Origin of the sequence: Renibacterium salmoninarum ATCC 33209, from assembly GCF_000018885.1 — a bacterium.
GTDB lineage: Bacteria > Actinomycetota > Actinomycetes > Actinomycetales > Micrococcaceae > Renibacterium > Renibacterium salmoninarum.
Genome location: NC_010168.1, coordinates 2,440,690 through 2,459,575, shown reverse-complemented (window position 1 = coordinate 2,459,575; position 18,886 = coordinate 2,440,690). Strand labels below are relative to the sequence as shown.

17 protein-coding genes and 2 pseudogenes are annotated in these 18,886 nt (G+C 57.0%); 13 read left to right on the top strand and 6 right to left on the bottom strand.

The features are described from left to right. Nucleotides 1–77 precede the first annotated feature (77 nt). Entirely contained in the window at nucleotides 78–827 is a 750-nt protein-coding gene (locus RSAL33209_RS12160; protein WP_049758983.1) for a S1 family peptidase, read from the bottom strand. A 180-nt stretch (nucleotides 828–1,007) separates the two neighbouring features. Between RSAL33209_RS12160 and RSAL33209_RS12155 the strand changes: the two genes are divergently transcribed. The 3 genes from RSAL33209_RS12155 to RSAL33209_RS16450 all read left to right on the top strand — a co-directional run bounded on the left by RSAL33209_RS12155 (nucleotide 1,008) and on the right by RSAL33209_RS16450 (nucleotide 3,165). Beyond that, nucleotides 1,008–1,478 (top strand): hypothetical protein, encoded by a 471-nt coding sequence (locus RSAL33209_RS12155; protein WP_012246125.1) that lies wholly within the window; start codon nucleotides 1,008–1,010, stop codon nucleotides 1,476–1,478. Nucleotides 1,479–1,487: 9 nt separating this feature from the next. Continuing rightward, nucleotides 1,488–2,369, top strand: coding sequence for an oxygen-dependent tRNA uridine(34) hydroxylase TrhO (gene trhO / locus RSAL33209_RS12150; protein WP_012246124.1), 882 nt, complete (start codon nucleotides 1,488–1,490; stop codon nucleotides 2,367–2,369). Between the two features lie 214 nt (nucleotides 2,370–2,583). Continuing rightward, nucleotides 2,584–3,165 (top strand): PASTA domain-containing protein, encoded by a 582-nt coding sequence (locus RSAL33209_RS16450; RefSeq protein WP_012246123.1) that lies wholly within the window; start codon nucleotides 2,584–2,586, stop codon nucleotides 3,163–3,165. Between the two features lie 91 nt (nucleotides 3,166–3,256). Here the strand turns inward: RSAL33209_RS16450 and RSAL33209_RS12140 are convergent, their stop codons facing one another. Together RSAL33209_RS12140 and RSAL33209_RS19310 are read right to left on the bottom strand one after the other, a co-directional pair. Continuing rightward, nucleotides 3,257–3,850 (bottom strand): tRNA ligase subunit PheS family protein, encoded by a 594-nt coding sequence (locus RSAL33209_RS12140; protein WP_267895900.1) that lies wholly within the window; start codon nucleotides 3,848–3,850, stop codon nucleotides 3,257–3,259. Next, on the bottom strand, nucleotides 3,789–4,406 hold the full coding sequence (locus RSAL33209_RS19310) for a tRNA ligase subunit PheS family protein (protein WP_267895899.1): 618 nt from the start codon (nucleotides 4,404–4,406) through the stop codon (nucleotides 3,789–3,791). The genes RSAL33209_RS12140 and RSAL33209_RS19310 overlap by 62 nt, the downstream gene beginning before the upstream one ends. Before the next feature lie 196 nt (nucleotides 4,407–4,602). On the opposite strand from RSAL33209_RS19310, the gene RSAL33209_RS12135 reads away from it, so the two are divergent. Then, complete coding sequence (locus RSAL33209_RS12135; RefSeq protein WP_012246120.1) at nucleotides 4,603–6,237, top strand: N5-glutamine methyltransferase family protein; 1,635 nt, start codon at nucleotides 4,603–4,605, stop codon at nucleotides 6,235–6,237. On the opposite strand, the pseudogene RSAL33209_RS17185 reads toward RSAL33209_RS12135, so the two are convergent. Then, nucleotides 6,160–7,350, bottom strand: a pseudogene (locus RSAL33209_RS17185) (MFS transporter); the annotation flags it as partial. The gene RSAL33209_RS12135 and the pseudogene RSAL33209_RS17185 sit on opposite strands and share 78 nt — an antisense overlap. Before the next feature lie 96 nt (nucleotides 7,351–7,446). On the opposite strand from RSAL33209_RS17185, the gene RSAL33209_RS12130 reads away from it, so the two are divergent. From RSAL33209_RS12130 to RSAL33209_RS12105, 6 genes and pseudogenes are all read left to right on the top strand, one after another. Continuing rightward, nucleotides 7,447–8,016, top strand: a complete 570-nt coding sequence (locus RSAL33209_RS12130) for an ArsR/SmtB family transcription factor (RefSeq protein ID WP_012246119.1) — start codon at nucleotides 7,447–7,449, stop codon at nucleotides 8,014–8,016. Nucleotides 8,017–8,284: 268 nt separating this feature from the next. Next, the gene (locus RSAL33209_RS12125; protein WP_267895946.1) at nucleotides 8,285–9,496 is read left to right on the top strand and encodes a sensor histidine kinase; all 1,212 of its coding nucleotides are present in this window, start codon (nucleotides 8,285–8,287) and stop codon (nucleotides 9,494–9,496) included. 47 nt (nucleotides 9,497–9,543) lie between these two features. After that, nucleotides 9,544–10,198, top strand: a pseudogene (locus tag RSAL33209_RS12120) (response regulator transcription factor). A gap of 134 nt (nucleotides 10,199–10,332) precedes the next feature. Continuing rightward, entirely contained in the window at nucleotides 10,333–13,071 is a 2,739-nt protein-coding gene (gene topA / locus RSAL33209_RS12115) for a type I DNA topoisomerase (RefSeq protein ID WP_012246114.1), read from the top strand. Between the two features lie 203 nt (nucleotides 13,072–13,274). Further along, entirely contained in the window at nucleotides 13,275–13,559 is a 285-nt protein-coding gene (locus RSAL33209_RS12110) for a hypothetical protein (protein ID WP_012246113.1), read from the top strand. 143 nt (nucleotides 13,560–13,702) lie between these two features. Then, nucleotides 13,703–14,200, top strand: a complete 498-nt coding sequence (locus RSAL33209_RS12105) for a DUF305 domain-containing protein (protein ID WP_114597642.1) — start codon at nucleotides 13,703–13,705, stop codon at nucleotides 14,198–14,200. A gap of 95 nt (nucleotides 14,201–14,295) precedes the next feature. On the opposite strand, the gene RSAL33209_RS19305 is transcribed toward RSAL33209_RS12105, so the two are convergent. Both RSAL33209_RS19305 and RSAL33209_RS12100 read right to left on the bottom strand, forming a co-directional pair. Next, nucleotides 14,296–14,433, bottom strand: coding sequence for a C1 family peptidase (locus RSAL33209_RS19305; protein WP_012246111.1), 138 nt, complete (start codon nucleotides 14,431–14,433; stop codon nucleotides 14,296–14,298). Then, nucleotides 14,414–15,676 carry a C1 family peptidase gene (locus RSAL33209_RS12100; protein WP_199533173.1) on the bottom strand — a complete coding sequence of 421 codons (1,263 nt, stop codon included), beginning with the start codon at nucleotides 15,674–15,676 and terminating at the stop codon, nucleotides 14,414–14,416. Before RSAL33209_RS12100 ends, RSAL33209_RS19305 begins: the two co-directional genes overlap by 20 nt. Before the next feature lie 113 nt (nucleotides 15,677–15,789). Here RSAL33209_RS12100 and RSAL33209_RS12095 point away from each other — a divergent pair, with 113 nt between their 5' ends. From RSAL33209_RS12095 to proC, 3 genes are all read left to right on the top strand, one after another. Beyond that, nucleotides 15,790–16,815 carry a Ppx/GppA phosphatase family protein gene (locus tag RSAL33209_RS12095; RefSeq protein WP_041684770.1) on the top strand — a complete coding sequence of 342 codons (1,026 nt, stop codon included), beginning with the start codon at nucleotides 15,790–15,792 and terminating at the stop codon, nucleotides 16,813–16,815. 6 nt (nucleotides 16,816–16,821) lie between these two features. Then, nucleotides 16,822–17,628, top strand: coding sequence for a sugar phosphate isomerase/epimerase family protein (locus tag RSAL33209_RS12090; RefSeq protein WP_012246108.1), 807 nt, complete (start codon nucleotides 16,822–16,824; stop codon nucleotides 17,626–17,628). Nucleotides 17,629–18,038: 410 nt separating this feature from the next. Next, on the top strand, nucleotides 18,039–18,875 hold the full coding sequence (gene proC / locus RSAL33209_RS12085) for a pyrroline-5-carboxylate reductase (protein WP_012246107.1): 837 nt from the start codon (nucleotides 18,039–18,041) through the stop codon (nucleotides 18,873–18,875). The last annotated feature ends 11 nt before the right edge of the window (nucleotides 18,876–18,886 follow it).

Below are 18,886 nucleotides of genomic sequence, written 5' to 3'. Positions count from 1 at the left end.
GTGAGAAATACTGGTCGGAAGAGCACGAAAGGGCGCCGACATCGATGTCGGCGCCCTTTCGAGGGGAACTGTTCTAACTAGTTGACCGCAACACCTGAGGTGCTGGTGATCCAGTCAGCGGAAGCCGGGACCGAAGCGTATTCTGCTTCGTCTGGCTTGTTGTATGAGTTGGTGCCGGAGCAAACGCCAACGAGCTTGCCGTTAGCGATCAAAGGGCCGCCGGAGTCGCCCTTATAAGCCTGGCCATCGACCCGCTTCTCCACGATGGACGGTCCTGACCAACCCTGGTCATCGGTGCCAACGATGGAAACCTTGGCGGTTTTCAGCGTCGATGATGCCGGAGCGCCTACTGCGGTTCGGCCCCATCCGTAGAGGTTAGCGGGGGTTCCTGCATCAGGGGTCGTGCCGCCCAGCGAGGCGTAGCTACCGTTGTATGAGCTGGTGAATTCAGCCAAAGTAACATCGCCGCTGTCCCAGGTCTCTACCCGGCTGACAGAAACAGTGGTGCCGCCGTTAAGGCTGGCGCTGCCCAATTTGAAGGTGATGTCGCTTGCGCTGTGGCCCTCGACGCAGTGCTTTGCCAAGATAATCCAGGTGGGCGAAATGATTGACGCTGAGCAGTTGAAGTTGCCGCTGACAAATTCCCGAGCAGCAAACGGCACGGTGGAGAAATCTGCCGTGCTGCCGTCAATGACCCGCGGCGAAACGCTGGCGCTTTTCGCCACCGGCGCGGATTCGTGCGTCGTTGCCGCGGTAGCAGCTGACATGCCAGTGAGAGACAAGACCGCTACTGTACCGATAGCGGCGACAATTGGTGCCAATTTCATGATGGACCTTTCTGCAAGGTGAAAGAAACATGTGCCCGTGCCAATCCGGAACAGGACTTGCGTTAACTGAGCCAGGTGAATCTGACAGAGCGCTTCAGGGAACCTCGTAGAGTGCTCGGAGCAATCTGGCAAAGCACTGCAGAGATTGCGAGCATTCTCCGTGTGCCGTTCAATTGAGGCATGGCGGAAAACTTGGATGATCAGCCCAACGACGAGGAAGCGGCTTACCGCGTAGCTTGGGCGCCGCTTGCCGTCTGCTCGGCCGGATTCGCCGCTTTCGAGGTCGCCCTGATCTGGGCCAACGGCCAGTTCATCTGGTTCCCGGTGATCGCAGTGGCCGCCGCCGTCGTGATGTTCATCATCCTGCGAGTTCTGGGTGCCAAATATGGCGCAGAGCGACCGTGGTTTGGCGGCAAGAAAACTGGCGGAATTGTGCTGCGTGTAGCTGGGTTTATTCTCTTCCTGCTTGCCTTTGTGCTCGGGATAATTGTGGGCACCTGGTTGCGCAATGGGCTCTTTGCGGAAGGGGTCCCCTCCGCAATAGCGATCGTCCTCAGCTGGGCAGTGGTGCTTATCCTGGCGTTGATTTACTACCGTCTTGTTGAGGCGATCATGAATCTGCTGGCCGCCGCCACGGCCAATCGCGGCTAAAATCGACTAGTGGCAATACATCGAATTGTGCTCTTCTACGCTTTCGCACCGGTCGCTGATCCTGAATCGGTCAGGCTGTGGCAACGTGCGCTGTGCGAAAAACATGGGCTGACTGGCCGGATTCTGATCTCCCGTGACGGCATCAACGCAACCGTTGGTGGTGAATTGAGCGCGGTCAAACAGTACGTTAAGGCCACCAAAGAGTATCCGGCGTTCAACGACATCGATGTGAAATGGTCGGAAGGCTCGGCAGCAGATTTTCCACGGCTCAGCGTCAAAGTTCGCGATGAAATCGTTAGTTTCGGCGCCCCCGGAGAGCTTGAAGTGGACCAAAACGGCGTCGTCGGCGGTGGAACGCATCTGCAACCCGAAGAGCTGCATGAATTAGTTGCTCAGAAGGACGTTGTCTTTTTTGATGGACGCAATGCCTTCGAAGCCCAAATTGGTAAGTTCAAAAACGCGGTGGTGCCCGACGTCGAAACCACCAGAGACTTCATCGCTGAACTCGACTCTGGTAAGTACGACGAGCTCAAAGATCAGCCCATCGTCACCTACTGCACCGGCGGAATTCGTTGCGAAGTGCTCTCCAGCTTGATGGTGAAGCGAGGGTTCAAAGAGGTCTACCAGCTCGACGGCGGCATAGTCCGGTACGGCGAGAAGTATCGGGATGCTGGGCTTTGGGAGGGATCGTTATATGTCTTTGATAAGCGAATGCACCTTGAATTTAGCGACGAAGCCAAGACCATCGGCGAATGCAGCCGTTGCGGCGCACCCACTAGCGATTTTCACAATTGCGCAAACCTGGCGTGCCGACACTTGAGCCTTTATTGTGCCGAATGTGCTGCCTCGGAGGATACGTTGCGTTGTGCCGGGGGCTGCCCCGCGGCCTGACCAGACCGAGGCGGCGACACAGGTCACCAGTTTTAGAATCTCTGCGCTAGAACTAATGGATTCCAGCCAGCTGAAAGCGGCTAAACCTGGTGGGCTGTGTTGGGATTTATTTGCTCCAAGAGGAAGTTTCGCGTGACACTCAGCTGATTTTCAGGAATTATCGTTCCAATACCTGATTTTGATGGGCTGAGGCGAAGATGAAAAAATAGTTCCGTTGGCGATTTTGTTGATGTTAGTCCTTGGAGGTTGCGCTTCGACGGCAGCGTCGAGTACGTCCTCAGCGGTTTCGAGTGAAACGGCCGAGACTCCGATCGCAGCGCAGTCGATTCCCCTTCCGGATGTCGTCGGCCTGAGCTTAGATGTAGCGCGAACGAAGCTGAGCCAGATCGATCTAAAGGTCAGCGCAAAGTCGGTCGATGGAAAATCAATCCTGGTTGAAAGCAATTGGAAAGTGCTTAGCCAATCGAAGGCGTCGGGCACCAAGGTGGCGCCGGGAACGATTATCGATCTGACGGTGGGAAAAGATTCAACCCCAACTACTTCGTCGGCTCCTGCCCCAGCGCCACTGGTTCAGGTTCCCCCGGTGCAGCCGGTAGCACCAGCTCCAGCACCTGTTCAACCTGTACCTCCGGTACAGCAGCCAGCGCCGGCTCCCCAGCCGGCGCCTGAACCGGCGGCGGGCGCGGTTACTCCCGGCGCATTTTGTGGCTCAGCTGGCGCCGTCGGCTATTCCAAGAAAGGTGTTCGAATGATCTGCACTCCCAACGGAAAGCGAAATCACTGGTCGGCCGGCTAATGTGCTCGAACGACCACTTTATGGAGATTCTGTGCGCCCTCTCCCTGAGTTATAGACGGCGCTGCGCCATAAAGTGGTCGCCTTGAGGGCGTTAGCCCGAAATGAGCTCGGTATACGGGCCTTCATGCAGCGCCAAATAAACCTGATCGCGCAACACATTCGCCTCGGTGATAGTCAACGTTCGGTCCAGCGCCTGAAGGTTTAGCCTCACTAAGAAATTTGCCTGACCGCTGCGAAGCCCAAGGCGCGTCACAACCTCAGCAGGCAGCTCCGCGAGTGGCGAGACGGCCAACACCTCAAGCGACTCCAGCACCTCCGCAGCTTGGCCCAAAGCCATCCGCGCGGCATCGCCAAGCGTCTCACGATCGACGTCGGCTGAACACACTAAAGACAGGTCGCGACGCATCGGCGGCATCATCGATACCGGTCTCCACGGTGACAAATCCAACATTTGTGCCGCAACTCGAGGGTCCTCAGAACGCAGCAACCGGATATCCGGAATTGCCTTACGCAGCATCAGCGCATGATCTAAACCCATCCCCATGGCCAAACCGCACCAGCGCCGAGGGTCCAAGCCCGCTCCGCGCAAAATATCCGAGGCGATCAGGCCGCATTCGGCCAGTTCAAGCCATTGGCTGGTGCCATCGGGCAGGACTATCTCGACGTCTAATTGGTGGCCGTGCACAGTAGTAAGGGTGGCTGGTAGGAATCGCGCGCCAACGGCAACCAGGCAGCGCCGCCTCCGCAACCGCCGCCATCATCGATTTCAGCTCGTCTAGGCCAAGCAGACCCCGAGCTTTCACCCGCCAAAGATCAAGCTGATGCGGCGTGCCAACGTGCTGCTGGTCCACCGCATCGCGTCGATAAACCAGCCCTGGAAGCACATGCAGTACGTCGTATCGATCGTCAGTCGATTGCAAAGACTCCAAAAGCGCCGGGATCCCTGCTGAAGTATGGCTCCGGAGCATCACGGTTGGTGAGACATGGCGTGAGTAACGCGAATCTCGAGTAATCGCACCAGCACTGTAACCAAGCCGGTCGTAGTTATCCCGGGTAGCAACCAGCGGATTCAGCCGATGGAGCTCTTGCGGCACCTGCCACTGGACATTGAGTTGGGCCAAGAGTTCTGCGAGCAGCTCTTGCATTGCGTGCGTGCCGGCTGCCGGATCAGCCAAATCACGGACGCTGAGCGCGGCATTGAGTTCGGTTAACGACAAATAGTGAGTTGAAAAATGTTTCACAATAAGCTCCTGAATTCGGTCTGAAAAGGGGATCAACGCCCTCGACCGTGGAGCCGGGCTAAGCGCTACGTGAGCGAACAAAAAGAGCCCTGACGACCGGACGGCCGAGGGCTAATAAATCGCTGTATGCGCTGCATACTTACAGCATACCTCCGGATCGGCATCGATAACCCGAGGGAATCATTATAGTGGGGTTGTGGAATCTGAAGCACCGCGGAGCGACTCCGAGCTGATATTGCGTCTAGCCCTGGATCTAGATGAGGCGGGATTCACCGTTGAGTCAATAGCCGAATTTCTTGGCGAACGAGCCTATTTAGCGATGGACCGGGAACAATTTATCCCAGCGTTAGCCGTCACCGAATTAGCTGAGGGACAGTTGGCCGATCTGATTCGGCTCTTCCTGCTCGCCGTTCCGGTGGCAGCGGAGCGGCTGCAGATAGCGCTGCCGCGCACCGGCGCAGCAGGCCTCGCCGCACTGGGCTTAGCCGAGTTACACGACGGTCGCTACCGCTGCAGAGTCGATTTGCGGCCATACGCTTTTGAAGACGCCGACGGCGAGGTGCGCCTTTGGGCGGCCAGCGACCTGGCAGCGCACCAACGCCCGGGCGTTTTGCGCCACGACCATGTGCTGGGCATCGGCCAAGCATCACTCACTTTGGCGCAGACCACCACACGAGCCCCGGCCGATCGGGCGCTTGATCTCGGTACCGGTTGCGGTATTCAAACCTTCCACTTGCTCCGGCATGTACGCCACGTCACCGCAACGGACATTTCGGAACGGGCCCTGGCTTTTACCCGTTTTAACTTGCTGTTAAACGCCACCGCGCTCGCCGTCGATCCAACAGATCTTGAGCATCGGGTGTCACTGCGACTAGGCAGTCTCTTAGAGCCGGTGCGCGGGCAACGGTTCGATCTGATTGTTTCGAACCCACCTTTTGTGATCACGCCCCGGTACGATGGCGAGTTGAGCGCCGATCAATTCACTTACCGTGACGGCGGATTGCCGGGCGATGAGATTGTTTCGTCGCTGGTTCGTGCGCTGCCGGACGCGCTGGTCGAAGGCGGCACAGCACAGCTTCTGGGCAATTGGGAAGTACGCGTGGACGCGCCCGATTGGCATAGCCGAATTGAACAGTGGTTTACTCTCGGACTGGACTCTTGGGTCATCCAGCGCGAGCAATTGAGCCCGGAACAATACGCTGAGACATGGTTGCAAGACGCCTCGGAAGGCCGTGATCCGGAGCTTTATGGCGCAGCGTATCGAGACTATCTGCGCGATTTCACGGCTCGAGACGTTGACTCGATTGGTTTTGGCATGGTGTGGTTGCGACGGGCTTCCTCCCCGCCAAACCTTCGCCGGTTTGAAGAACTCACCCACCCGATTGAACAGCCCATCGGCGCCCACCTGGGGGCCGCCGTCGCACGTTTTGATTGGTTAGCGCAAGGGGATCTCCCCGCGGCCAAGCTTGATGTTGCTGAGGACGTCACGGAGGAACGTCATCAACGTCCGGGTGCAGAGCACCCAGGGGTGATTCTGTTGCGGCAAGGGGGAGGACTACGCCGGACCACTTTGCTGAGTAGCGAACTTGCTGGTTTCGTTTCCGCTTGCGACGGTACCTTGACCGTTGCCCAAATTATTGCGGCCCTAGAGGCGCTTCTCGGTGAGGATCTGGACCTCCTCGGTCACGTCCGTCAGCTTGTTCTCGACGGTTTTTTGATCGTTAGCTCTCCGATCAGCTCGGAGGATGAGCACGGCCATGACCGCGCAAGCCAGAAAGGCCGATCCGCCGCCGGCGATGAAGCCAATCCGGGGGCCGAAGAGACTGCCTAATAGGCCACCCAGGCCGAGCGCCCCGATGGATGATGCCCGCATAAGGGCCTGCACAATGGAATTGACCTGGCCTCGGTGCTGCTCTTCAGTGCGCAACATCACCAAGGCGCCGAAGGTCGCATTCAGCGCGCCTATGCCCACCCCGGTAACGGCGGCCCAGAAATAGAGCCATAACATCGTAGGCGCGGCTCCGGTGGGAATTAGGGCTAGCGATGCGCCCAGTGCAGAGAACAAAAATGCCCGTAGTCTGCGCCGTTCGGTGCGAATAGTGCCAGCCCAGAGCGATCCTGCCACCAGGCCAACGCTCATGGTTGCCGACACCAAGCCGTATTGCAGTTCGCTTGCCCCCAGCGAGTCTCTGACCAGGAAGACTTCAAGAACGTTGATTGCTTCAGCGAGCAGAACTATCAGCAAGGCGCTCGCCACGACAAGTGAAAGAAGTGCGTCGCTGCGTAAGATGCGCAAGCCGTCAAGCAATTTTTGTGGTGTGGATTCTATTCCAGCGGCCAGCGATTCGGCTCGAACCGATCGACGGGTTTTAATCGATGCCGCACCGAAGGCCAGCACAAAGTAGCAGAAGCCAGCTGCCCAGAAGCTGAGCGTTAGACCGCCTTGACTGACCAGAAAGCCGCCCAAAGCAGGGCCAATCATGCCAGCTAGCATCAAGGTGGCTTGCATGGTCCCCATCGCTTTGGGCGTCTGGGCTTCACCCACAATGCGTGGCAATAAGGCTTGCCAAGTTGGCGTTGCCAGCGCTAGCCCGGCTTCAAGAACCAAGGTCAGCACAAACAACGCTGGCAGGAAATTTTGAAAGACGAAAGTGCTCAAGGCCATCAAAACGACGGCGGTCGCGCAGATGATCGAGGCGCCCACCGCTAGTTTCTTGGAGTCCATCGTGTCAGCCAGTTTCCCGGCCCAAGGAGCTAAAGCCACCGTGGGCAGAGTTGCTAGCAAGAGATAGCAGGTGACGGTCCAGGTAGCAGTTACTTGGTCACTGATAGTGCTTTGTAGGTGCAGCAAGATGGAAATGACCACCGCACCGTAACCCACGCTGGAGATAAATCGGGCGGAACTGGCGATGGCGAAATCCCGATTGCGATAGAGGCCGAACATCGAGGAAGTCTGAAGCGTTGCTTTCATACTTATGAAACTAATGCTTCATAAGTATTTTGTCAAAGAGTTGTTTCACAATTTTGTTACGATTGAAAAATGGCTAAAGCAGAACGGACGGAAGTTGTCATCACCGACCCCCAAGCGATCCGGGCGATGGCGCATCGGACTCGGCTGGATGTTATTGATGAACTTTTCGGCTCCGCGGATTCTTATACGGCAACAGAGCTAGCGAATCGTTTTGGCGGCACGCCCAGTGCGATGAGTTATCACCTTCGAGCGTTAGAAAAGTGGGGATATCTCAAACGCAGTTCAGAGTCTGAGGACGGCCGCGAACGGCGCTGGCGAGCAGCCGCCGATAGCTTGAACGTCGGTGGCAATTACGATGAAGCTGGCAGCTCGGCAGTGTTGCGAAAAACCTTGCCGGATCTTCACATTGGCCAGCTTCGTGACCGAATCGTCGCGGCGATGGAAGCTGTTACCGGCAATCCGATTTCCGAACGGCCGGTAACGCTGATCTCCACCACCAAGCTGAAACTAAGCCGAGCGCAGCAAGATGAGTTCACCACAGAATTCCATGACTTAGTCGAGCGGTACCGAGTTATTAGTGAAGGCTCTGACGAACAGATGATGTATTTGCACACTGTGCTGATTCCAGACGTATTGTGAACTGATTTCACCCGTTGCTGAGGGGGTTTTCCCTACCTTTCCGCAGGGGGAAATCCGGGAAATTTCCGCCCGATGACCCCAATGTGCGTCGCGGAGCTAACCGGCACGATTAGATATATGAATACAGCCGTTGAGCCCAACCTTGAGGAACTTCCCGTGGATCGCACTGATGCGCCCAACCCTGACCTAATTCCCAGTCCAAATTACGCCCCAATGCCAGCAGCATCTGAACACTGGGATATAGGGTTTTTTAGCCAGTTCGGTAGAGATCTGGGCTACAGTCTGGGTTCATTTTTTTGTCTCGATTCCGGCCTTTACCGCTGCAGTGTCCCTGTTCACGCTCGGGGTCAGTACTGCAGTGATCTATATTGGCCTCTTCGCCTTGATTGCTTGCTTGTTCTGCGCAAGCTTCTTCGCCGCCGGTGAGCGGTCAATGGCTGAATGGAATCGCGGTAAGTTGCCGGCGCACGTGTACAAAGCACGAGTGGCTAGCGGCCAAAAAGGCATCTTTACACCGTTGACTGACCCCTTGCGCTGGAGCGAGATGCTGCACGCAATCTTGATCTTCCCCATTCGGGTAACGGTATTTTCCGTCGCGCTGACCTGGCTGGTCACCGGCCCGGGCGAACTTACCGCCTTTTTCTGGAAGCGTTATTTGCCCAACGATAGCCAGGATGTTTGGGACCTGATTGGCCTGGAAAAGAATTCACACTTCTGGCTCGATTTTGGTGTTGGGGTGTTTTTCATCCTGACGCTGCCTTTTGTACTCAAAGGTTCCGCGTTACTGCTGCGCGTTTTGGCCAGTGGCATGCTGACCAATGAATCCTCAGTTGTGAAAGAACAAGTTCGTCGAGCCGAGGCATCCAGGGATTCCGCGGTGTCGGCGGAAGCCGGAAATCTGCGCCGTTTGGAACGGGACATCCACGATGGACCGCAACAGCGGTTGGTTCGGGTTTCGATGGATCTCAAATCTGCGCAACGCAGGTTGACTCGTGGCGAGCCCGGTGCCGAGGAATTGGTGGCCGAGGCGCTCAAACAGACGCAGGATACCCTGGGTGAGCTGCGTGCGATTTCACGCGGAATCGCGCCGCCAATTCTGGTGGACCGAGGCTTGCCGGCCGCTGTTGAGGCAGCCGCAGCTCGAACACCGCTGCCAGTCATCGTGCGCATTGAGGGTCTGGACGAAACCCGCCGATTGGCGGCCAGCGTTGAAAATACCGCGTATTTCATTGTTGCCGAGTCGCTGACCAATGTGGCCAAACACGCTAACGCGAGCCAAGTCGACGTCCAACTGCTGCTTGAAGGCGAGACGCTAAAGCTTTCGATAGCCGACGACGGCCAGGGCGGCGCGCATCTGGGTAAAGGACATGGACTGGTGGGCTTGCAAGAGCGCACCTTGGCTGGCGGCGGCGAATTCGCCTTGGATTCCAGCGAAAAGGGCACCACGATCAAGGTCTCCCTTCCGCTCCGAGCGTTCTAGGCAATCTCAGTACCAGCACACGGGCTACGCTGTGATGCGTGACTGCGATCAAAGTTCTGCTTGCCGAAGATTCTGTGCTGCTACGAGAAGGCCTAGTCCGGCTGCTGGGTGAGGCCGGGTACGACGTCGTTGGTGCAGTGGGCGACGCGGAGGAGCTTCTCCGCGCGGTTACCGAGCTGACACCCGAATTGGTTGTTACCGACGTTCGAATGCCACCGGGGCACAGTGACGAAGGCTTACGGGCCGCCTTGAAGATTAGATCGCTTGCTCCTTTGACCGGAATTTTGGTGCTTTCGCAATATTGTGGAGCTAAGTTATGCACGGGATTTGTTGGCTACTGCAGGCCAGGGCGGCGGCGTGGGCTACCTGCTCAAAGATCGGGTTACCGATGTTGATGAGCTGGCCGACGCGCTGCAAAGAATTAACTCTGGTGGCACGGTACTGGACCCAGAGGTGGTCTCGGCGCTCTTCGTTGGCAATGGAAATGGCCGGGATTCCTTGCAAGAACTAAGCAGCCGGGAACGGGAAGTAATGGGTCTGATCGCGGAAGGCCGCAGCAACGCTGGCATTGGCAAACAGCTAGTCATTTCAGCCGGTGCGGTGGAAAAACATATCTCGTCGATCTTTACCAAACTTGACCTTCCGCCGTCCTCCGAGGACCATCGCAGAGTATTGGCTGTGTTGAGTTGGCTGCCCAAATAGTCTTGGTGCAGCAGACCCGGCGTGCGCCAAGTTCGCCTAATGTATGGTGAACTAGGTTTTTGGATTGAGACTGATGAAGCCGATCCGTGAGCAGTATCGATAGCTAAATCACCAGTAATAACTGTAGGAGAAACGTGCCCACCAAGGCATCTAGCAAGCGCGCATTGACCGGCAAGAAGCTGGTAATCGTAGAATCCCCGGCTAAGGGGAAGACGATTTCCGGCTACCTTGGCGAGGGCTTCGAGGTGGAAGCTTCCTACGGGCACATCCGCGATTTGCCACAACCTTCAGACTTGCCAGCCGAGCTGAAAAAGTCCTCCGTGGGCAAATTTGCCGTTGATCTGGACAATAACTTCGAGCCCTACTACGTGGTCCCCGGCGACAAAAAGAAGCGCGTCGCTGAGCTCAAGGCTGCGCTCAAAGATGCCGATGAACTTTATTTGGCAACTGACGGTGACCGCGAAGGTGAAGCAATTGCCTGGCACTTACTTGAGGTGCTCAAACCCAAGGTCCCGGTATACCGGCTGACCTTCCCCGAAATCACCAAAGAAGCCATTCAACGTGCCATGGGTGAGCTGCGCGATGTTGACATGCCGATGGTCGATGCGCAGGAAACCCGCCGCGTTCTGGACCGGCTCTACGGTTATGAAATTTCACCGGTGCTTTGGCGCAAGGTGTCCCGAGGCTTGTCTGCCGGACGAGTTCAGTCGGTAGCAACCCGGCTGGTGGTAGAGCGTGAACGTGAGCGGATGGCTTTCCGCTCGGCTTCTTATTGGGATCTGTCCGGCGAGTTCACGCCAGAGAATTCTGCTCAGGCCTTCAAGGCCAAGCTAGTAGCGCTCGACGGCGCGCGCGTCGCCACGGGGCGAGATTTCAATGACACCGGTGTGCTGACGTCAAAGAACGTGGCACACCTGGATGAAGCCATTGCCGCAGCGCTTGCCGCAGGTTTGCAGCAAGCCAAGTTCGCTGTGCGTTCGGTGGAGAATAAGCCGTACACCCGCCGGCCCGCCGCGCCTTTTACTACTTCGACGTTGCAGCAGGAAGCCGCTCGTAAGCTGTGGTTCTCCGCGCGCGTCACCATGCGGGTTGCGCAGAGCCTGTATGAAAACGGCTACATCACTTATATGCGTACCGACTCGACGGCATTGAGCTCGCAAGCGGTCAATGCTGCCCGACGCCAGGCCGCTGAGCTTTACGATCCGTCCTTCGTACCAGATGCCCCGCGGGTATACGCCGGTAAAGCAAAAAATGCCCAAGAGGCGCACGAGGCAATCCGACCGGCTGGTGACTCGTTCCGGATTCCGGCGCAGGTGGCAAAAGCGCTCAGCTCGGATGAATTCAAGCTCTACGAATTGATCTGGAAGCGTACCGTCGCCTCGCAGATGGCGGACGCCAAGGGTTCAACGGCCTCTGTTCGGCTGGGTGCCGTAGCTACCGGTGGTCAAAACGCAGAATTTTCCGCCTCGGGCACCGTGATTACCTTCCAAGGCTTCTTGGCTGCTTACGAAGAAGGCCGAGACGAAGGCCGGAACAAGGACGACGCCGACTCCGACGGCGGTCGCTTGCCCAATCTGGCTGCTCAGGATGCCTTGACCGCGACCGAAATTGAGCCGCTGGGACACGAAACTTCGCCGCCGCCGCGTTACACCGAAGCGTCATTGGTCAAGACCTTGGAAGAACGTGGAATTGGCCGTCCATCGACCTACGCTGCGACGATTTCCACCATCATGGACCGTGGCTATGTAAGCCAACGAGGTTCTGCGTTAGTGCCCAGCTGGGTGGCGTTCTCTGTGGTGCGGTTGTTGGAACAGTATTTCCAAAACTATGTGGATTACGACTTCACCGCTGGCATGGAAGAAGACCTGGACCGAATTTCTCGCGGCGAGGAAACTGGGCCGCATTGGCTCAAGCTCTTCTACTTCGGCGACGAAGATGGCTCTGGGTTGCTGCCGATTGTGAACAACTTGGGCGAGATCGATGCCCGTGAGATCAACTCGGTGCCGATTTCTGATGGCATCACGCTGCGCGTTGGCAAATTTGGCCCCTACTTGGAAAAACCGGTCCCGGCCGATGCGCCAGAAGGTACCGAACCAGAGCGGGCGAACGTACCGGAAGACTTGGCACCGGATGAATTGACCGCCGAAAAAGCGATTGAACTCATCAACACCGCTGCACCGGAAGAACGGGTGCTGGGTGTCGATCCAATCTCCGGGCATTCAGTGGTGGCCAAAAACGGTCGCTACGGTGCCTACGTCACCGAGCTGATTCCGGAGCCTACGGCAGAAGACCTGGCTAATGCCCCGGTGGAGTACTACAAGAACGGCAAGCCCAAACCGGCCAAGAAACCGGTCAAAGCAAAGCCGCGTACTGGCTCACTCTTTGCCTCGATGAGTGTTGAAAATGTCAGCCTGGACGAGGCGTTACAGCTCATGTCCTTGCCCCGAGTTCTTGGCGCAGACGCTGAAGGCAATGAGATCACGGTGCAAAACGGTCGTTTTGGTCCGTATCTGAAAAAGGGCAGCGACTCACGGTCCATCGGCTCTGAAGAGGAGATCTTTACGATCACTCTTGAGCAGGCCTTGGAAATTTACTCGCAGCCTAAGCAACGTGGCGCTCGCGCAGCGGTGCCGCCGCTGGCAGAATTCGGTGACGATCCGACGTCGGGCAAGAAGATTGTGGTGAAGGAAGGCCGGTTCGGGCCCTACATCACCGACGGCGAAACGAACATCACGGTGCCGCGCTCGACGTCGATCGAGGAGCTTACCCGGGAACGCGCCGTCGAACTTTTGGCGGACAAGCGCGCCAAGGGTCCGGTCAAACGGCCCGCCAAGCGCCCGGCCGCCAAAGCCAAAGCCGGCAGCCGCCGCTAACCCACACTTTCTACAACGCTGCACCACTTTTCGGGCTTAAAACTATGGGTTAAGCCCGAAAAGTGGTGCAGCGTTTTCTCAGTTGAGCAGGATATGCTCTTCGTGTTGCCAGTGATGTTTCTTGTCGCTGCCGGTTTGCGGTAGCCACGGCTGTTGGCCCCCCACAACAGACCTTTTGTCATTTTGATCAAGGACTGGTTTGAATGGGCATGATTGTAGCCTTACTGTTTTTTGGCCTCATCGGCATGCATTCAATGCCGATGGCCAGCATCGATAACGTACAGATGCCGTGCTGCGAACAGAGCTCAACTAACACCATGAGCATCTGCATTCCGTTGCCTGCGCCGCAGGCGCCTGATGGCAGCGCCCCGGATTCGCCGTCTGAATTCGTTGGAGATCGCTGGGCCGAGACTAAGTTGCCGAGCAAAAACTATTATTTTGAGCCCGCGACACCTTCACTGGACGAACTCTCGATCAGTCGGACCTGAGCATTTTCTTGCGTATATCCTTTTGAAATTGCTCAATTGAAACCGAAAACGAGGAAATCGTATGAAAAAGTTTTTTTATTATCCCCGCCGCGCTTATCGCAGTGACCTTGGCTTTGGCCGGCTGTTCTACGAACCCAGATTCAATGTCTGGGATGAACCATGGCTCCGCGTCGAGTGATGCGGCAAAAGCGAATAACTCCGCGGACACGATGTTTGCGCAGATGATGGCCGTGCACCACCAGCAAGCGGTCACGATGAGCGACGCCGTGCTGGGCAAGCCCGACGTCGATCCGAAGGTTATTGATCTGGCGAAGCGAATAAAAGCTGCCCAGGGGCCGGAAATTGAAAAGATGAAGTCTTGGCTGGTTGCTTGGGGCGAACCGGAAACGATGACCGGTTCGATGTCGATGCCGGGCATGATGGATGAATCTCAGTTGAAGGCCTTGGCGGATGCCTCTGGTGCAGATGCGGGCAAGTTGTTTCTGAGCCAGATGATCGCGCATCACGAGGGCGCCGTCGAGTCGTCAAAAACCGAGCAGGCGCAAGGCAAGAGTTCCGAGGCCAAATCGCTTGCAGCCAGCATCGTTTCTGGTCAGCAAGCTGAGATTGACGAAATGAAGAGCCTGCTCGCAACTGCCTGAATCACAAACGCTGCACCACTTTTCGGGCTTAAACCATGGTTTTAAGCCCGAAAAGTGGTGCAGCGTTTGGGCTAGGGGTGGCGGGAGCGGGGGATTTAGGCCAGGGCGCCCATTGGGTCCCAGGCCGGTAAGACAATCGGTTCCTTAGCCAAGGCGGCCTGCAGTTCAGGGCTCAGTTTTGTTCGGTCCACCGCGACTTCGAACATGTACTCGTCAAACCAAGAATCGTTCATGGTGAAGAAGCCTTATGTCTCCGTTGCCTTCACCCCAGCTGTTCTCCACCCGCCAGCGCCGTGTGTCTTTCGCGCCCGCTGCGCCGTCAACCACATCAACACCAGTGAAAAGCATCGCGTGCGTCATGGCCGATTCGCCAACGTTGACGCGTTGTTCCTTGTCTAAACCTAGATCTACGCCGTAGACGCCGTCATAGTCGAAAACCTTCGCATCCCAAAGTCCCTCGGCGCGCAGCATTTGCGGTCCCACATCGCAGCCGAACCAGACCAGGGAGCCGTTCTCTAAGGCCTCGCGCGCCAAGTCTTTCATCACCTGAATATCGACGTTCAAGTAGACGGTAGGGTCGCCGCCAATGATGTTGCCCAAGTACTCGACCGTCAACGGCGTGCCTTTGGGATGCTCACGCCGCGGATCATCAACCAGGCAAATGTAATCGTCCAAGTTGAGTTCGGTGTATTTCGCCAGAAATTCTTGCGGAGTGACGCTGCCTACCCGACTAAATTTCTTATCGTCGTCGTTCCACTGCCAGTCAAGAGAACTCGGCGGCGTGCCTAAGTGAATGCTCAGCACCCGGTGAACTTGAGCCAGACCGCGCTCGACGGCGGCATCCAGCGCAGCCTCGTCGGCACCCGCGGCTACGGCTGAGCGCAATTCCAGAGCTGCCTTGCGCAAAAGTGTCTGCAGCCTGGCATTCATCTGGCCGGTGTCCGAAGAGGACTGCGTCTCCGGCATGGCTTCTTTCGGCACCGCACCGTATTTTTTGAAGATGCTCGCGGCCATGTTCCACTGACCGCCGTCGCCCATGAGCGTTTCGCTCAAGAACGCAACTACCCGGCTGCCAAGCGGCCGGTCTGCCGTCTCAATGATCGACTGCAGGTAGTAATTAGCTCGCTCCAACTTGTCGATGTACATCGGGTAGTTTTGCGAGAACTCGAAATCTTTGAGATTCAAGATTCGACGAGCATCAGCGCGCAATAGGTTGAGCGCGGCAAACAGCCAGCAACGGCCGGATTTCTTCTGATTAGTCACTTTCCAGTCGTCCAACTGCACAGAGGTGGAGCGTGAACTGGAGGCAATGACTTGGTGATTGACAGAAAAGTCGTTGATCGCAGTTCTGGTCGCGGCATTTTGCGCACGCAACGCGGTCGGATCATTGTCGAAGTCTGATGACATTCGGTTGAAATGATTCATGCTGATGTTTTTGGACGTCAATCGGCGAGCTTCAGTCAAGGTTTCGGTCATATCTTCAGTCCTATACCCGTTGGCCTCAGCAATCAATGGTTGCGAGGCGAATCAGTCCAACGGCTGCAGGCGTGCGGAGTAATTCTCCAGAGGGTTTACGACATAATGGCAACATGCGACTTGGCGTGCTCGACATTGGCTCAAACACCGTCCACCTTTTGCTGGTTGATGCGCATCCAGGTGGCCAGCCAATTCCGTTCGCCTCGCATAAACGCCCGCTCTCCTTGGTGCAATACCTGGACGACGACGGCGCAATCACCGAGGCGGGCCAGCGCGAGTTAGTCGAGTTTGTACTGGAAGCATGGGAATTCGCGGCTAAACACCGGGTTGAAGATTTGTTGGCATTTTGTACCTCGGCAATTCGCGAGGCAAGTAACGGCGCGCAGGTCTTGGCGCGCGTGCAGCAAGAAACTACCGTGCAAATGCGCGAGCTGACCGGCGCCGAAGAAGCCGCAATGACCTTTTTTGCCGTGCGGCGTTGGTATGGCTGGGGTGCTGGCACCATTTTGGACTTAGATATTGGTGGCGGCTCATTTGAACTGGCCCTGGGCGCCGACGAACTCCCGTCCAAAGCTGTTTCGGTGCCACTGGGCGCGCAGCGGCTCACTCGGGACTGGCTGCAAGAGGATCCACCCAGTGCCAAAAGCGTCAAAGATCTGCGCAAATACATTCGTTCCACGCTAAAGCCACACGTCAAAGAGTTCTCTGCCCTCGCGGCACCAACGCTGATCACTGGCACCTCGAAGACCTTCCGTTCGCTGGCTCGCGTGACCGGTGCCGCGCCGAGCGCAATGGGGCCATTTGTGCGGCGGGAGTTACATGCGATTGATCTGGGGTTGTGGACGCAGCGGCTTACCGCCATGAGCGCGGCTGATCGCCTGCATTTGCCGGGTGTCTCGGAAGCACGTGCCACGCAACTGCTTGCTGGGGCGTTGGTTGCGGAGGCAGCCTTGGAGTTATTCAAGGGTGAGACGTTACAAATTTGCCCGTGGGCGCTGCGTGAAGGACTTATTTTACGGCGGCTAGACCAACTAGTCTTCGATGGGCCGTTAGACCCGCCACGGCACGTTACAGCCCGTCCTGCTGCCGAGCTGGCCGCGATCGGTAGCCCGGCCGCGGTGGAGCCCGTGGCAAAATAGACCACAATGACAAGTCAACCGAAGCCAGCAATTGCCCCGATTCCGGTAGCACTCTCTAGCGCCTCTGTTTATCCGCTGTCAGTTCACGATGCCTTCTCTATCGCTCGCGATCTGGGTTATGACGGACTCGAAGTGATGGTGACTAACAACGCTACGAGCCAGAATCCACAGGCGCTCCAAGCGTTGAGCGAGCGTTATGGGCTTCCGGTGCTCGCGATTCATGCGCCAACATTATTACTCACCCAGCAAGTCTGGGGGAGCGCTTGGACCAAGGTGGAGCGTTCGGTGGATATGGCCGCCCAACTCGGGGCCGACGTCGTGGTGGTCCATCCGCCATTTCGCTGGCAAAGTGACTACGCAGAGAGCTTTGTCCAGGGCGTGCGCGATCTTTCTGAATCGTCCGGGATTCGGATCGCCGTGGAGAATATGTACCCCTGGCGGGTTCGTGGGCGTGAGGCAAAGGCCTACCTTCCGCATTGGGACCCGATCGACCAAGCGTACGACGACGTCACCTGGGATCTTTCACATGCCTCCACTGCTGGAGCCTCGTCCTTGGACGGCGTGCGCTCGCTTGGCTCGCGATTGCGGCACCTGCATCTGACGGATGGCAATGGCACCAATCGAGACGAGCATTTAATTCCGGGCCATGGCGACCAAGAAGCGGCGCAGGTATTGCAGTTCCTCGCGGCATCGGAATTTGACGGCGTCGTGGTGGCCGAGATTTCCACCCGGAAGACTCAAGTCCCCGGTGAGCGTGAAGAGTGGCTCCAAGAAACCTTGGCATTTGCTCGCAAGCACTTAGCGCGAGATTGACCCGTTTCGGATAGCCAGGCGGATTTCGGATAGCCAGATTTCGCGAGTTCTAGCTATCGCAATGCTGTCTTGCTGTCGCAAACGTCGGTGGGGTTAAACGAGAAAGCACCGGAGAGTCATCGTTGCCAGTGGTTGGGGGGGGACGCTGGCAGACTCTCCGGTGCTACAACTAGCTAGGAAACCTAGCCAGTCCGCAATCACTCGCACCTTTATGAGGTACTTACGAATCTAAGTCCGGATTCTGGGCGTATCCTGCTGTTAACCTGGGAATAACCTGGTAATACGGTAGCGAGAAGGTGAAGTTCGTAAAATAGCCAAAATCCTTGAAAATAAAGCAAAGTTTGACTCAGAATCATGAAAATGAAAGAACGCATTCTGCGCGTATTGACCAAGAATGACAGGATGGAATCATGATCAATCGAATTGCATTCTTGGGCTGCGGATCTATGGGCGAAGCTATCTTGGCCGGGCTGTTATCTGGCCCGCTCAGCCCCTCTTCGGTTATAGCCACCGTCCGCAGAGCAGAACGCGCGGAAGAGCTTGCCGAAAGGCATAGGATCACTGCTGTAGCGAACTCCGAGCAGGCCGATGCAAATTCGCTGGCAGTTGCGGGTGCTGATATTGTGGTTTTGGGTGTGAAGCCGGCCCAGGTAGTCCCATTGTGCCGTGAAATTGCCGCTTCGCTCAGCCCGGAGACGGTGTTGGTAAGTGTCGCGGGTGCTGTCGCCATTGAACAGATCGAAAATGCCTCACCGGCTGGGCAGCCCGTTGTGCGGACCTTGCCAAACACCCCGCTGATGGTGGGCCGCGGCGTCGTCGGACTTTCCCGCGGCGAATCTGTCACCGAGACACAGGCAGAGCTGGCCCGCGAAGTCTTTGCCGACTCTGGCGTTGTTTTAGAGGTGCCAGAGTCGCAAATGCAAGCAATCGGTGCAATTAGCGGATCCGGTCCGGCCTACGCCTTCTACCTGGCTGAGGCGATGGCCGCTGCGGCTCGCGATTTTGGCCTAGATCATGAAACTGCAAAAACGCTTGCCAACGAAACCGTTGCTGGTGCGGGAATCATGCTGAGTCAGCCAGGAGCCGACGCTGCAGCGCTGCGTAAGGCAGTGACGAGTCCCAACGGCACCACTGAGCAAGCGATCGCCACTTTTGACGCCCAGGGGCTGCCTGGCGTGGTGCTGGCAGGTGCCAGGGCCGCCGCGGCGCGCTCTGATGTGATCACAGCAGAGCTCAATCAGGCCTGAGCTGGGTTTCG